Source organism: Kribbella sp. NPDC043289 (assembly GCF_056436705.1).
Genome location: NZ_JBWKCB010000003.1, coordinates 885,838 through 899,337 on the forward strand (window position 1 = coordinate 885,838; position 13,500 = coordinate 899,337).

The 13,500-nt window shown below is 68.8% G+C and carries 16 protein-coding genes; 5 read left to right on the forward strand and 11 right to left on the reverse strand.

The features are described 5' to 3' along the window. Positions 1-27 precede the first annotated feature (27 nt). The 5 genes from AC0662_RS22595 to AC0662_RS22615 all read right to left on the reverse strand — a co-directional run bounded on the left by AC0662_RS22595 (position 28) and on the right by AC0662_RS22615 (position 4,323). Positions 28-591, reverse strand: coding sequence for a hypothetical protein (locus AC0662_RS22595; protein ID WP_478302968.1), 564 nt, complete (start codon positions 589-591; stop codon positions 28-30). Positions 592-736: 145 nt separating this feature from the next. Then, entirely contained in the window at positions 737-1,090 is a 354-nt protein-coding gene (locus AC0662_RS22600; protein WP_478302970.1) for a DUF3817 domain-containing protein, read from the reverse strand. Then, on the reverse strand, positions 1,087-1,923 hold the full coding sequence (locus tag AC0662_RS22605; RefSeq protein WP_478302972.1) for an SURF1 family protein: 837 nt from the start codon (positions 1,921-1,923) through the stop codon (positions 1,087-1,089). The genes AC0662_RS22600 and AC0662_RS22605 overlap by 4 nt, the downstream gene beginning before the upstream one ends. A gap of 8 nt (positions 1,924-1,931) precedes the next feature. Then, positions 1,932-2,879, reverse strand: a complete 948-nt coding sequence (locus AC0662_RS22610) for a D-alanine--D-alanine ligase family protein (protein ID WP_452196343.1) — start codon at positions 2,877-2,879, stop codon at positions 1,932-1,934. A 133-nt stretch (positions 2,880-3,012) separates the two neighbouring features. After that, entirely contained in the window at positions 3,013-4,323 is a 1,311-nt protein-coding gene (locus tag AC0662_RS22615; RefSeq protein WP_478302974.1) for an aminotransferase-like domain-containing protein, read from the reverse strand. Between the two features lie 195 nt (positions 4,324-4,518). On the opposite strand from AC0662_RS22615, the gene AC0662_RS22620 reads away from it, so the two are divergent. The 4 genes from AC0662_RS22620 (at position 4,519) to AC0662_RS22635 (ending at position 6,526) form a co-directional block, all read left to right on the forward strand. Next, entirely contained in the window at positions 4,519-4,719 is a 201-nt protein-coding gene (locus tag AC0662_RS22620; protein ID WP_478302976.1) for a hypothetical protein, read from the forward strand. Between the two features lie 73 nt (positions 4,720-4,792). After that, positions 4,793-5,446 (forward strand): GNAT family N-acetyltransferase, encoded by a 654-nt coding sequence (locus AC0662_RS22625; RefSeq protein WP_478302978.1) that lies wholly within the window; start codon positions 4,793-4,795, stop codon positions 5,444-5,446. Between the two features lie 4 nt (positions 5,447-5,450). Continuing rightward, on the forward strand, positions 5,451-5,843 hold the full coding sequence (locus tag AC0662_RS22630) for a DUF2784 domain-containing protein (RefSeq protein WP_452196339.1): 393 nt from the start codon (positions 5,451-5,453) through the stop codon (positions 5,841-5,843). Positions 5,844-5,872: 29 nt separating this feature from the next. Next, complete coding sequence (locus AC0662_RS22635; RefSeq protein ID WP_452196338.1) at positions 5,873-6,526, forward strand: permease prefix domain 1-containing protein; 654 nt, start codon at positions 5,873-5,875, stop codon at positions 6,524-6,526. Here the strand turns inward: AC0662_RS22635 and AC0662_RS22640 are convergent. Further along, complete coding sequence (locus AC0662_RS22640; protein ID WP_478302980.1) at positions 6,506-6,832, reverse strand: PadR family transcriptional regulator; 327 nt, start codon at positions 6,830-6,832, stop codon at positions 6,506-6,508. The two genes, AC0662_RS22635 and AC0662_RS22640, sit on opposite strands and share 21 nt — an antisense overlap. 73 nt (positions 6,833-6,905) lie before the next feature. Between AC0662_RS22640 and AC0662_RS22645 the strand changes: the two genes are divergently transcribed. Next, positions 6,906-9,035, forward strand: a complete 2,130-nt coding sequence (locus tag AC0662_RS22645) for an MMPL family transporter (RefSeq protein WP_478302982.1) — start codon at positions 6,906-6,908, stop codon at positions 9,033-9,035. Here the strand turns inward: AC0662_RS22645 and AC0662_RS22650 are convergent. The 5 genes from AC0662_RS22650 to AC0662_RS22670 form a co-directional block, all read right to left on the reverse strand. Continuing rightward, positions 9,026-9,961 carry a DUF6528 family protein gene (locus AC0662_RS22650; RefSeq protein WP_478302984.1) on the reverse strand — a complete coding sequence of 312 codons (936 nt, stop codon included), beginning with the start codon at positions 9,959-9,961 and terminating at the stop codon, positions 9,026-9,028. The genes AC0662_RS22645 and AC0662_RS22650 overlap by 10 nt on opposite strands. 60 nt (positions 9,962-10,021) lie before the next feature. Beyond that, entirely contained in the window at positions 10,022-11,146 is a 1,125-nt protein-coding gene (locus AC0662_RS22655) for an N-acetylmuramoyl-L-alanine amidase (RefSeq protein ID WP_478302986.1), read from the reverse strand. A 42-nt stretch (positions 11,147-11,188) separates the two neighbouring features. After that, the gene (trxA, locus tag AC0662_RS22660; protein ID WP_452196466.1) at positions 11,189-11,506 is read right to left on the reverse strand and encodes a thioredoxin; all 318 of its coding nucleotides are present in this window, start codon (positions 11,504-11,506) and stop codon (positions 11,189-11,191) included. Positions 11,507-11,548: 42 nt separating this feature from the next. Further along, positions 11,549-12,538, reverse strand: a complete 990-nt coding sequence (trxB, locus tag AC0662_RS22665; RefSeq protein WP_478302988.1) for a thioredoxin-disulfide reductase — start codon at positions 12,536-12,538, stop codon at positions 11,549-11,551. Positions 12,539-12,644: 106 nt separating this feature from the next. Further along, positions 12,645-13,406 carry an anti-sigma factor family protein gene (locus AC0662_RS22670; RefSeq protein WP_452196332.1) on the reverse strand — a complete coding sequence of 254 codons (762 nt, stop codon included), beginning with the start codon at positions 13,404-13,406 and terminating at the stop codon, positions 12,645-12,647. Positions 13,407-13,500: the final 94 nt, after the last annotated feature.

The following is a 13,500-nucleotide window of genomic DNA, read 5'->3' on the forward strand; positions in this document are numbered from 1 at the left end:
TGCTCCAGAACGAGGCCTTCGAGCGCGCTACTGCTCCTGGGCGAGGCCCTCGAGTACGAGCTGGGCGTCGGTACGCACTTGATCAGCCGACTCGCTGGACGCGAGTCGGCTGACGCGTTCCACGAGCGTGGGGTGCGAGAAGTACGCGGTTGCGACGACGAAGGCGCGACGTACGGCCGGATCGGGGTGCTCGGCCAGTGGAAGCAGCGCCTGCGCGACCGCATCCGCTTCGTCCGGCGTCGCTGAGAGCGCGGCGACGTACCCCGCGGTGATGGTGCCGGGGGAGTCGGACGCAGCGGTGAGCGCCTGGAGAGCTTCGGTGGTCGTCCAGAGAGCGCAGTCGCTGCGAACCTGGTCGCTGACCTCGCTGCTGCCAGGCCCGCGGACGGTCACATACCGGACGCCGATCGGCTCGTCGTCGACGAGGTGGATCTCGGCGCGGCCGTCCAGCGTGACCCAGACGTCGACGAAGGCGCCGGCCTCCGGCATCCGGGCCTGGCGCAGCACCCAGCCGCGCTGCATGGAGACGAAGTCCATGTCGTCCGACGTGAAGCTCTCCCTGAGCACGAGCCGTTCGTCGAAGTCCGTCACTGTGTCTCTTCCCGCTGAGGATGCCGCTGACAGAGGAATCCTGGGGACCTGACGGGTCGTGCCTTGGCGAGAGATCGGTAGGGCGATTTGTCGACAAAGACACTTGAAGACTCAGGGGCGATGTTTCACATGAAACATTGCTGGTTCAGTGACCGAGGAGCTCGTGCGAGGTCTTCCGCTCGGCGTAGAACGACAGGAACGGGATCGTGCCGGCCAGCGCCATCAGCACCAGGCGCGGGAACGACCAGCGCACCCGGCGGAACAGGTCGAAGGTGGCGAGCAGGTAGACCATGTACAGGAACCCGTGCGCCGGTCCGATCACGTCCATCGCGCCTTGGCTGTCTGCGAAGTACTTGAGCGGCATCGCGACGAAGACCAGGAGCAGCAGCATCACACCGACCACGTAGGCGATCACGCGGTAGCGCATCAGTGCGCCGCGGACGGCCGGGGTCAGCGGCTGGGAGCCGGCGGAGGTGGCGGGATCGGCAGGAGAAGTCACGCTGAAACGGTACCGCTTGACTCCACAGCCGCCCCGGCCTGGTCGCCCGCAGGGCCATCCGCCGCGGGGTCCTCACCGTCCGGTTCGTCCTCGTCGGGGGACCGGTGTGCGTCCAGCACCATCCGCACCCACATCCACAGCGTGAACGCCGCGAAGATCCACCACTGGAACGCGTAGGCGATGTTCCGCAACCCGGCATGGTCCGTCGGCGGCGGAGGCGGTACGACGGCTTGCGGCGCAGGCGACGGTACGACGCCGGAGTCCACCGCGGTCTGTACGACGAACGCGTCGTACACCCGGTAGTTCACCAGGTGCACGATCGTCGGGATCCGCAGCGACGACAGCACCCGACCCTTGGCCGCGTCGCCCGACGAGTCCTCGGCCTCGGACGCCACCACGGACCCGGTCAGTCGCGCAGGACCCGACGGCGCTTTCGCGGCCGGATCGGACACCGTCGCAACCCAGCCGCGGACCACCATCACCGCTCCGTCGCCGGAGACCTTCAGCGGCGAAACCACCCAGAACCCGTTCCGCCCGTTCTGCGAGCGGTCCGCGATGAGTACCTGGTCGGCCGCCGGACCCCAGGTCCCGTCGATGGTCACCCGGCGGCCGACAGCCTTCGCCGGCAGGCCTTCGTCGATGGAGAACAACGACTGCAGTGCGACCGGAGCCGCCTCAGCGCGCTTGGCGGTCGCGGCGTCGGTCTTGGACTGATAGACGCCCAACTGCCACACGCCCATCACCGACATCACACCGGCGAGCACCAGTGCCAGCAGCAACAGACCCAACCACCGCGGCGTCGCCACGGTCCGCCACAGTGGTTGCTCCGCCATCACAACCTTCAGCGGGCTGCAGCAGTGGCGAGCAGATCGCGGCAGAGCACACCGAGCTCGATCCCGGCGGCCTCGGCCGCGAGCGGGACCAACGACGTCTCCGTCATCCCCGGCGCCACGTTCACCTCGAGGAACCACGGCACACCGGCCGCGTCCACGACCAGGTCCGACCGGGAGAGGTCACGCAGGCCCAGCGCCTGGTGCGCCTGGACGGCGGCAGCAGCGCACGCACCGGCCACCTCAGGCTCCAGCCGAGCAGGTACGACGAACTGGGTCGCACCCGCCGTGTACCGCGCCTCGTAGTCGTAGAACCCCGAATCCGGGCGGATCTCGACCGCCGGCAACGCCCGCGGTCCGTCACCGGTGTCGACCACCGTGACGGCCACCTCGGTGCCGTCGATGTACTGCTCGATCAACGCCACCGGCCCGTAGGCGTAGCAGTTCACCATCGCGGACGGGAGCTCTTCGGCCGTCCGCACGATCGACGCGCCGAGCGCGGATCCACCACGAGCCGGCTTCACGACCAGCGGCAGACCGATCTGCTTGATCACCGCCTCCATCAGCGACGCGGCGCCCAATTCGCGGAACGTGTCGTGCCCGAGCACGACGGACTCCGGCGTGCGCAGCCCCGCGGCGCCGACGACGGTCGCAGCGACCGGCTTGTCGAAGGCCGTGCGGCAGGCCGCCGCGTCGGCGCCGACGTACGGAACGCCGTACAGGTCGAGGACCTGGCGGAGTGCGCCGTCCTCACCCGTGACGCCGTGCAGCACGGGGAAGACCGCGTCCGGCGGATCGTTGCGCAGCCGATCGACCAGGGAGGCATCGACATCCCGCTGCTCGACCTCTACGCCGACACTGCGCAGGGCGTCCGCCACCCGCCGGCCGGACCGCAGCGAGACGTCGCGCTCGTGCGACAGTCCACCGGCCAGTACCAGCACTCGACCCAGATCACTCATCACAAATATCCCGATCACTCGTGGGCGACTCCGGCACGGTCGCCGGTCCCGAGGCCCACTGGAACGGTACCGCTAGCGTGTCAGGGACCCACGGCCGCCCGCAGATCCATTGCGCAACCTTTGCGCTGTTGGTCTAACTGAGCTCCGGCCCGGGAGCGTCGTACTCACGGCCTGCGCCGGGTGGCAGCGGGCCGAACGTCTCGCGGAGCTCGAGCTCCTCGTGGATCACCGCGGCCAGCCTGCCGACGCCTTCGGTGATCCGTTCCGGCGTCGGATGACAGTACGACAGCCGCATGCACTGCGAGCCGAAACCGTCGGCGAAGAACGCCGTACCGGGCACGTACGCGACCCGCGCGGTGACGGCTCGGGGGAGCATCGCCTTCGCGTCGAGGCCTTCCGGCAACGTCAGCCAGACGTAGAAGCCACCGCGCGGCCGTGTCCAGGTCGTTGCCGCCGGCATCTTTTCGGTGAGCGCCGCGAGCATCGCGTCCCGGCGCTCGCGGTACATCTCCCGGAACTGCTTCACCTGCCCCATCCAGTCATGCCTCTTCAGGTACGACGAGATCGCCAGCTGACTGAACACGGGTGGGCACAGCGTCGCGGACTCCTGCGCCAGCACGAGCTTCTCGCGTACGGCGTGCGGCGCGACCGCCCAGCCGACGCGAAACCCCGGGGCGAACGTCTTGGAGAACGAGCCGAGGTAGATCACGCCTTCGCGGTCGTCCGCCCGCAACGCCCGCTGCGGCTCACCGTCGAACCCGAGCAACCCGTACGGGTTGTCCTCCAGGATCAGCAGCTCGGCGCGCTGACAGATCTCCAGCACCCGCCGGCGCCGCTCGTCGGACAGCGAGACACCGGCCGGGTTGTGGAAGTTCGGAATCGTGTAGAAGAACTTGATCCGCTTGCCGGCGGCCCGCACCGACGCGATCGCCTGCTCCAGCGCCTCCGGGACCACACCGTCGTCGTCCATCGCGACGTGCACGACCTCGCACTGGTAGGCACGGAAGACCCCGAGCGCACCGACGTACGACGGGGCCTCGCAGATCACCACGTCGCCGGGGTCGCAGAAGACCCGGGTGACCAGGTCGACGGCCTGCTGGCTGCCGACCGTGACCACGACGTCGTCCGGGTGCGCCTCGATGCCCTCGAGCCGCATGATGTCGCAGATCTGGTCGCGCAGCGTCGGGTCGCCCTGACCGGAGCCGTACTGCATCGCGGTGGCGCCGTTGTCGATCACCAGGTCGCGGACCGCACCGCCGACCACGTCGAGCGGCAGGCCGCCGATGTTCGGCATCCCGCCGGCCAGTGAGACCACCTCGGGCCGGCTGGCGACCGAGAACAGGGCACGGATCTCCGATGCGGTCATGCCCTTGGTCCGGGCTGCGTACGCCTCGACGTAGTTGTCGAGACGGGTCTGCCGGACATCGGGCACGTCAGCACTCACGAGGGCCACTCCAACGGTGATCGAGGGGGAAGTCACCAGGTTACGACGCAGACCCCCGCGCGGGGCTGGGGATCGGCGTGACCTCTCACTACCATGCCCTATAGGGGCAGGTTCGACCATGCCGGAATCTGGCTGTTGAGACAGCCGGCCGGACTGGTGTGGCCCGCAGGGTGGAACCGGAAGGCAGGATTTCGGATGAGCGTGGGCAAGACCGCCGGCTGGACGCTCGGTGGACTGTTGCTAGGTGTGCTAGCCGGATTCGCCGCGGAACTGTTCCGCCGGCAATCCTCCGTGCAGGTCGAACAGCGGTACGTCGCCCCCCGGGCGACCCGCACTCCGGACGCGCGGACCCCGTCCCGCGTCCCCGAACCGGCGGCCGAGCCCGCCGCGCGATGATCGGCGGGTCGACACGCACCGTGACGAAGCTAACAGGCCATCCGCCGCACCGCACCGCTGACCGGACGCACTGATGGCCCGACGGCTGGAACCGCTGACACTCGACAACCTCGACGAGTTGCCGGCGCCCTGCCGTGACTGTGTGTTCTGGGAGCTCGACCCGGTGGCCGCCCGCCAGGCGAACCGGAACGGCGACAACGGCCTGGAGAAGGAGGCCTGGCTCTCCCAGGTGCTGCTCGACTGGGGTCCCGCGGGCATCGTGCTGTACGTCGACGACGGCCCCGCCGGGTACGCCGTGTACGCGCCCTCGACGTACCTGCCGCGGATCCAGGCGTTCCCGACCGCGCCGGTGAGCCCGGACGCGGTGGTGCTGGCGACCGGCCGGATCCAGCCGCGGTACCTCGGGCTCGGGCTGGGCAAGATCCTCGTCCAGGCGGTCGCGAAGGACGTCATGAAGCGTGGCTTCCGCGCCGTCGAGGCCTTCGGGGACTCGCGGTGGGACGGCCCGGGCTGTGTCTGGCCGACCGACTTCCTCCAGGCCGTCGGCTTCGGGGTCGTCCGCGATCACCCGCGGAACCCGCGGCTCCGGCTCGACCTGCGTTCCACGATCACCTGGCGCAGCGAGATGGAGGCGGCCGTCGAGCGGCTGATGGGCGCGATCCGACCGGAGCACTCGCCGCCGGCCCCGGCGACGGTCCGCGACGCCCTCAGGTCAGGACCGGAGTAGTCCCGTGATCTGGCGTGTGCTGGCCGATGTCATTGCGGTCGTGCACGCGGCACTGCTGCTGTTCTTCCTGATCGGCGGCTTCCTCGCCTGGCGCTGGCCGCGGCTGATCTGGGCACAACTGCCCATCGTGGTGTGGAACCTGGCAATCGTGGTGATCGGCTTCGACTGCCCCGTCACCACGTCCGAGAAGTACTTCCGCCGGCTCGGGGGCGAGAGTGTCTACTCGTCCGGGTACATCCACCACTACCTCGAGGGCCGCCTCTGGCCCGAAGGCACGACACCGATCGTGGAAGTGGTCGGTTTCACGCTGGTGCTGATCTCGTACGCCGGGTTCTTCGTGCTGCGGCATCGGCGCAAGGCCAAGGTCAGGGGTGAGTCAGTGGGACCCCGGACGTGACGGCCGCGCGTCCTCCCCATACTGGAGGGGTGTCCAGTCCCAGTACGCCGGTCGACGACTACCTGGCTGCGCTGAGCAAGCAGCTCAGTGGGCCGCGGCGCCGCAAGGCGGACCTGCTGGCCGAGGCACGCGACCACCTGACCGACGCGACCGAGGCCTTCGAGTCCGACGGCCTCCAGCGGTACGACGCGGAGCGGGAAGCGGTCGCGGATTTCGGGGAGCTGGGCGACGTCGTGCCCGGGTACCGGTCCGAACTCGCGATCAGCCAAAGCCGTCGTACGGCGATGATGCTGTTGCTCGCGTTGCTGATCCAGCCGATCGTCTGGCAGGGCGGGGCGTGGATCTGGACGCAGGAGCCCGAGCAGGCGAGCGCTTTGAACGACGTACTGCAGACCGTGGTTCGCGCGATCGGCACGTTCGCGATCGCCGGCGCCGTACTCGCGGTTCTCGGCACCGGGATCGGGGTTCGCTATCCCGTGGTCCGCGAGCATCTGAGCCGGGTCACGGCACTCTTCGCGCTGGTCGGGTCGGGGTTGATCGCCGCGATCGGTGTGTTGATGGCGGCCACCAGTTCGCACACGCCGGGCATCCCCGCCTTCGGCGTGGTCGGGACCTTCGTGGTCCTGCCGTTGGTCCTGGTCAGCATCCAGGCCGAGCGCTGCCTACGCCTGTCCCGGGCGTAGCACTCCTTCGACCACGGCCCGGAACGTCAGCCAGTCCTGCTTGCCCGCGGCCAGCATCTTCGTGCCCGAGCTGGTGAGCTGGTAGGTCCGGCGCTTCCGGCCGGCCACCGTGCTCCACTCGCTGGCCAGGTAGCCGGCCCGCTCGAGTCGCCGGAGCGCGGGGTAGAGCGTGCCGGTCGGCAGGTCGAGCTCGCCGCCGCTGCGCTCCAGCAGCGCCTCCATGATCGCGTAGCCGTGCAGCGGCTCGCGCTCGACGACCGCCAGGATCATCGGGTCGAGGTGTCCTCGCAGCGCGTCTGCCTTCATGTAGCCAGTCTACTCATATGGGTGTTAATGTCGAGAGGCAACATGTAGCCGATCTACTTATAGAGGACTCGTCATGACAGTGGACACTCCGATCCGACGGTCGACGCCGCCCGGCCTGCTGCACCGGGTGTCCGGGTGGGCCATGCGGCGCGCCGGCCTGGCGCTTCTGCTCTGGGTGCTCGTGCTCGCCGCCGTCACCGCCGCGGCGACGGTGGTGGGCGCCAGTTACAAGAACGACAACTCGCTGCCGGGTACCGACTCCCAGCGGGTGGCCGACCTCTTCCAGGCACACCAGCCGAAGGGCGACACGGCCTCAGTGCAGATCGTCGTCCGGGCCGACGGCGGGCTCGCGGCGGAGAAGTCCCGGGTGACGTCGATGCTGGCGGTCGTCCGCGGCCTTCCGCACGTCGCATCGGTGAGCGATCCGTTCAGTTCCCCTGGCGCTATGTCGACAGATCGACGTACGGCGTACGCGACGGTGAGCCTGGATGTCGCGGTCGCCGACATGCCGGTCGACGATGTGCGGACGATCATCCATCGCGCACAGGACTTCGGCCGGCCGGGAGTGCAGGTCGAGGTCGGTGGGGATCTGGCGCGGAACGCCGCGGAGAGTTCGGGTGGTGCTTCCGAAGGTGTCGGACTCCTCGCCGCGCTGGTGATCCTGGTGTTCCTCTTCGGATCGTTGCTCGCAGCAACACTTCCGCTGCTGACGGCGGTGTTCGCGGTCGGCAGTACGGTCGGATTGCTGATGCTCGCGTCGCATCTGTTCACGGTGCCGGAGTACACGACGCCAGTGATGCTGCTCGTCGGGCTCGGCGTCGGCATCGACTATGCGCTGCTGATCTTCTCGCGCTACCGGCACGAGTTGCTGAAGGGCGAGGCGGACGCGAAGGTCGTCGCCCTGGACACCGCGGGCCGCTCGGTGATGTTCGCTGGATGCACTGTCGTGATCGCGTTGCTCGGCCTGCTGGCGTTGGGACTCGGCTCCCTGCAAGGCGTCGCACTCGGCGTCACCTTGACCGTGCTGATGACGATGCTCGCCGCGGTGACGCTGTTGCCGGCGCTGCTCACGCTGTTCGGCAAGCGGATCGAGCGGAGTGTCCGCAAGCATGCCGCGAAACAACGCCGTACGCCGGGGGACGGGTGGCGGAAGCTCGCGAGTGCGGTGCAGCGCGCGCCGTGGATCCCCTTGGTGCTCGGGGTTCTCGCGTTGGTGGCGTTGTCGTTGCCGGCGTTCGGGATGCGGCTCGGGTTCGCGGACGCCGGGACGGACGATCCCGCGAAGACCAGCCGGAACGCTTACGACCTGTTGGCCGACGGTTTCGGGCCCGGGTTCAACGGTCCGCTGGTGGTGGTGACCGAGGGCGGGCAGACGGCGGCCCAGTTGTTGGGGCAGACGTTGGCCGCGGATCCGGGGATCGCCGCGGTGACGCCGCCACAGATCACTCCGGACGGCAAGGTCGCCACGGTGCTCGCGTTCCCGAAGTCGGCACCGCAGGACGCGGCGACGAGCGATCTGGTGCAGCGGTTGCGGGACGACACTCTGCCGAGGCTGGAGTCGCCGACCAAGGCGACGTACCTGGTCGGTGGATCGACCGCCGCGGCCGACGACTTCGCGGCGGCGGTGAGCAAGCGGCTGCCGATCTTCGTCCTCGTGGTCGTCGGGCTATCGGCGTTGCTGCTGATGGCGGTGTTCCGGTCGGTGCTGATCCCGGTGAAGGCCGCCCTCCTCAATCTGCTGAGCATCGGCGCCTCGCTCGGGGTGATCACGCTGGTGTTTCAGCAGGGCTGGTTCGGTGCGCAGGCGGGACCGATCGAGGCGTTCGTGCCGGTGATGATCTTCGCGATCGTGTTCGGGTTGTCGATGGACTATGAGGTGTTCCTGGTGGCGCGGATCCACGAGGAGTGGCGGCGTACCGGGGACGCCCGGGCCGCTGTGCGGGAAGGGCTCGCGACCACGGGCAGCGTGATCACCGCGGCGGCCGCGATCATGATCGTGGTGTTCGGCGCGTTCCTGTTGAGCCCGGACCGGATGCTCAAGCAATTCGGTCTCGGTCTCGCGACCGCCGTGCTCCTGGACGCTCTGCTGATCCGCTGCGTCATCGTCCCAGCGGTACTGCGGGTGCTCGGTGAGCGAGCGTGGTGGCTACCACGCGGACTCGACCGCGTGCTTCCGAAGATCAAGCTCGAGGATCACTCGTAGCGCGAACTCCAGACGCGGGCCTTGTAGATCTCCGATCCGGTCAAGGTCCGTGTCGCCGCCGGTACGGCGAAGGCGACCGTGTCGGTGCACCAGCTGGTCCGGCAGCCCGCCTTCGGGCTGGTCCGGACCTGCTGCGCGTTCGGCATGCTGTTGATGCTCTTGATGCCCGCCTGGTCGAACGTCGCGACGATCGCGGCGGCGGACTTGCTCACCTGGTAGACCTTCGAGCCGGTCGAGACCCACAGCAAGTCGTGGTTCTCGAGCACCGGGGTCAGGTCGTGGCCGCCGCCGGTGGGCAGCGTGACGACAGGTCCTTCGGTGATCACGGGCTTGGCCGGCGTACCGCTGATCTTCAGGCCGGCGAGCTTTGTGCCGCCGAGGACCCACAGCAGTTGTCGCGCCGGGTCCCACTGGACTCCGTGCGCATCGGGCAGCGGATAGTCGACGTACGACGCCGTGCCCTGCGACGCGGTGTAGATCCGGACGAACCCACCGTTGCTCGCGGCAACAGCCACGTTGCCGTCGGGGAGCAGCTCGATGCTGTGCGGGTTGTTGGCCGAGCCAACGTTGGTGGCCCACAGCTGCTTCCCGGCCGGATAGCTGATCAACCCGGCGAGACCACGGGAGTCCGTCACCAGAGCGACGTACGCGCCGCCCTTCATCCGCAGCTTCACATCCGACGGCAATCCCCAGGCACTCGTCAGCCCGGAGAAGCCGTTGCTGCTGGTGGGGGACCAGGTCCACTTCTGGGCGGCCGCGGTGTTCCAGTTGGCGACCGCCGGATCGAGCAACCGGATCCGGGCCGCCGACGGATTGTCGTAGTCCTGGTCGGTGATGGCGACCAGCCGACCGGCTTCGGCGGCCTCAGCCGGTGCCGGTGTGAGGAGCACTGCCAACAGACCGAGACAGCTGAGCCACCGGATCATCGCCACCCCCAGGTTGGATTCTCACAACCCAGGGTAGGCGAGGTGTTACTGATTGACTACTCAGACGGTGAGTTGGCCGAAGCGGAGCATGCCGGTGGCGGCGTCCTGCTCCGGCGGGAGGTAGACGCGCTGGATGGCGACGACGATCGCCTCCGCGATGACGTCCCGGAACGCCGGGTCGGCCAGACGTGCCGAGTCGTGCGGGTTGGTGACGTACCCGATCTCCAGCCGCACCGCGGGCATCTTGGTCCGGCGCAGCAGGTCCCAGGTCTTGGCGTGGGTGCGGCAGTTCAGCAGGTCGGTGCGGGCGACGATCTCGCGCTGCACCAGACCGGCGAACTGCTCGCCGACACTCGACGAGGCGCCGTGTAGGTCGTTGCCGTAGAAGTACGTCGCGACGCCCTGCGCCTCCGGGTTCATCGAACCGTCGGCGTGCAGCGAGACGCACAGGTTCGCGTCGGTCTCGTTCGCGAACGCGGCCCGCGCCAGCTCGTCCGGCCCCTGATCCCGTCCGCGCGAGAGATACGCCCGTACGCCGGTGGCGCCGAGCCGGCCCTCGATCCGGGCGGCCAGGTCGTACGCGATGTCGGACTCGCGCAGGCCGTAGCCCTCCCAGCCGTAGTCGAAACCACCGTGGCCCGGGTCGATCACCACGGTCTTGCCGGACAGCCGCGGTCCGGCGGCGCGCACGGCCTCGCGGGCCCGCAGCGCGTCCGGCCGTCCGCCGGTCGCCATCGGGCGGATCCGCTGCAGCGCCTTGAACGTCGACGGGCCGCAGGTGCCGTCCGCCGGGAGGCCCATGTTGCGCTGGAACTCGGTGACTGCACGCTGAGTGTCGGCGGCGAAGATGCCGTCGATCCGGGCGACCGCGAACCCGAGCTCCTGCAGCTTGGCTTGCAGGCTGAGTACGTCGTCACCGCTCAGCGGATGCGTCGGGACGTACGTCAGCAGCCGGTCACCCAGCCGCCAGCGCGCGTCGTCGATCGCACGGTACGTCTGCGGGCCGACGATCCCGTCGATCATCAGTCCGCGTTGCTGTTGGAACCCCCGGACAGCATGCGCCGTCGCTTCGTCGTAGACGTCGTGACCGCCGGTCAGCAGCCCGAGTCTCTGCAGCTTGCCGACGATCTCGGCGACCGCCTCACCGCTGTCGCCGATCCGGTACAGGCCGTGCGGGGTTTCCATCAGGACTTGCTCCTTGCGGGTGTGGCTGACAACTCAGGCAACTCAGGCGGTGAAGTCAGCCAGCTCCTTGAGCAGCGCCGCCTTCGGCTTGGCGCCGACGATGGACTTGGCCAGCTCACCGTTCACGTAGACGTTGATGGTAGGGATACCGGTGACCCGGTAGTTGCTCGGGGTGACCGGGTTCTCGTCCACGTTCATCTTCAGGAACGTGATCTTGTCGCCGTGGTCCTGCGCCAGCTCCTCGAGGATCGGGGACACCTGGCGGCACGGGCCGCACCACTCGGCCCAGAAGTCCACCAGGACCGGCTTGTCGCTCTTCAGCACGGTCTGGTCGAACTCGGCGTCGGTGACGGCGTTCATCTTCTCGCCCACGGGCGTATCTCCTTCAGTGATGTGTGAGGTTCAGACAGAGACGGGCTCGGTGGCCGCGGCGGCCGTCGCGTGCGCGGCGTCCTCCAGCGTGGCCAGGTAACGCTCGGCGTCCAGCGCCGCCGCACAGCCGGTGCCGGCCGCGGTGATCGCCTGCCGGTAGGTGTGGTCCACCAGGTCGCCGGCGGCGAACACGCCGCGCAGGTTGGTCTCGGTGCTGTCCTGCTTGACCAGCACGTAGCCCTCGTCGTCCAGGTCGACCTGGCCCTTGACCAGCTCCGAGCGCGGGTCGTGGCCGATCGCGATGAACAGGCCGGTGGCCGGCAGCTCGCGGGTCTCGCCGGTGACGGTGTCCTTCAGCGTCAGGTGGGTCAGCTTGTCCTCGCCGTGGATCGTGTCGACCGCCGAGTTCCACTGGAACTCCAGCTTGTCGTTGGCGAACGCGCGGTCCGCCATGATCTTCGAGGCACGCAGCTCGTCGCGGCGGTGCACCAGGTGCACCTTCTTCGCGAACTTGGTCAGGAAGGTCGCCTCCTCGACGGCGGAGTCGCCACCGCCGACGACCGCGATCTCCTGGTCGCGGAAGAAGAAGCCGTCACAGGTCGCACACCAGGACACACCGTGCCCGGACATCCGCTCCTCGTCCGGCAGGCCGAGCTTGCGGTACCCCGAACCCATGGCCAGGATCACGGCCTTGGCGCGGTGCTCGGTGCCGGCCGAGTCGGTGACCACCTTGATGTCGCCGGTCAGGTCGACCTTGACGATGTCGTCCGGGACCAGTTCGGCGCCGAACCGCTCGGCCTGGGTGCGCATCTCGTCCATCAGCGCCGGGCCCATGATGCCCTGCGAGAAGCCGGGGAAGTTCTCCACCTCGGTGGTGTTCATCAGCGCGCCACCGGCGGTGACGGAGCCTTCGAAGACCAACGGCTCCAGCGCGGCGCGCGCGGCGTACACCGCGGCCGTGTAACCCGCCGGGCCGGAGCCGACGATGATGACGTTGCGAACTGTGGTGGAGTCGCTCATTCAGGCGTTCCTCGTGTCGTCGAGACAGTGACGTCGTACTCAACGGATCCTAGAGGCCGACCATTCCCACGGTACCCAGGAGAGGGCCGCCGTACCGCATCTGGTGTCAGCGGTTGCGCAGGGTCACCGAGGTGTCGTAGAACGACGACGCGACGCCGCTCGGCTGGTCACATCCGGTGACCGCGAAGATCTGGATCTCGCGGGGCGACCCGCCCTGCAGGCCGACGATCGTGGCCCGCCGGCCGTCGATCTTGGCGGGCTGGACCAGCCGGACGCTCGCGTTCCCCCGGGTGGCGGCGAACGCGTTGGCGCAGGCCTGCTCGCCGGCCGAACCGTGCAGGATCGCGCCCGGCGTGTGGTCGAGCCACTTCTGCGTCTGCTGAGCCAGGTTGCCGGTGGTGGTCGTCACCGCGTCCGTCGGCGGGGTGCTCTGGTCGGTGTTCGCGGCGCCCTCGTTCGCCTGGTCCTTGGTGGCGAACACGACGCCGACGCCGATCGCGGCGACCAGCACGACACCGGCCGCGGCACCGAGCAGCTTCGGCAGGTGCCGGCGTGGCTCCTCGCGGATCTGGGCCAGCGAGTGCACACCGACCGTGGACGCGCGCAACACCGACTCCGACACCAGTACGGCGTCCAGGTGCTCGGCGACGTCGGCCGGCATCGGGATGTCCTCGCGGCCCTCCTCGGCGAGGTCGGAGGACAGTTGCAGCAGCGCGTCGTACGTCTGCTGGCACTCGGGGCATGCCTTCACATGCTCACGAGCGCTGTGCGCCTCGGTGGCGGGCAGCAGGTTCTCGATCAGGTCGGCGATCGTGTCCGTGTCCAGGTGCTCGAGGTGCTCACTGGTCGGCAGACCGGATTCGGTCATCGGGGGCTCGCCTCCCGTCGCTGGGTGCGCGGCCGTAGCAGCGTGGTCATAAGAGAACTCCGGTCGAAGGCATCAGTCTCTCGGTCGCCAGAGG

Bases quoted from the DNA above. Each gene is read 5' to 3' on its own strand.
- AC0662_RS22605 (WP_478302972.1), bottom strand. From the start codon at position 1,923: ATGGCGGAGCAACCACTGTGGCGGACCGTGGCGACGCCGCGGTGGTTG.
- AC0662_RS22610 (WP_452196343.1), bottom strand. From the start codon at position 2,879: ATGAGTGATCTGGGTCGAGTGCTGGTACTGGCCGGTGGACTGTCGCAC.
- AC0662_RS22620 (WP_478302976.1), top strand. From the start codon at position 4,519: ATGAGCGTGGGCAAGACCGCCGGCTGGACGCTCGGTGGACTGTTGCTA.
- AC0662_RS22625 (WP_478302978.1), top strand. From the start codon at position 4,793: ATGGCCCGACGGCTGGAACCGCTGACACTCGACAACCTCGACGAGTTG.
- AC0662_RS22640 (WP_478302980.1), bottom strand. From the start codon at position 6,832: ATGAAGGCAGACGCGCTGCGAGGACACCTCGACCCGATGATCCTGGCG.
- AC0662_RS22645 (WP_478302982.1), top strand. From the start codon at position 6,906: ATGACAGTGGACACTCCGATCCGACGGTCGACGCCGCCCGGCCTGCTG.
- AC0662_RS22650 (WP_478302984.1), bottom strand. From the start codon at position 9,961: ATGATCCGGTGGCTCAGCTGTCTCGGTCTGTTGGCAGTGCTCCTCACA.
- AC0662_RS22655 (WP_478302986.1), bottom strand. From the start codon at position 11,146: ATGGAAACCCCGCACGGCCTGTACCGGATCGGCGACAGCGGTGAGGCG.
- trxA (WP_452196466.1), bottom strand. From the start codon at position 11,506: ATGAACGCCGTCACCGACGCCGAGTTCGACCAGACCGTGCTGAAGAGC.
- trxB (WP_478302988.1), bottom strand. From the start codon at position 12,538: ATGAGCGACTCCACCACAGTTCGCAACGTCATCATCGTCGGCTCCGGC.
- AC0662_RS22670 (WP_452196332.1), bottom strand. From the start codon at position 13,406: ATGACCGAATCCGGTCTGCCGACCAGTGAGCACCTCGAGCACCTGGAC.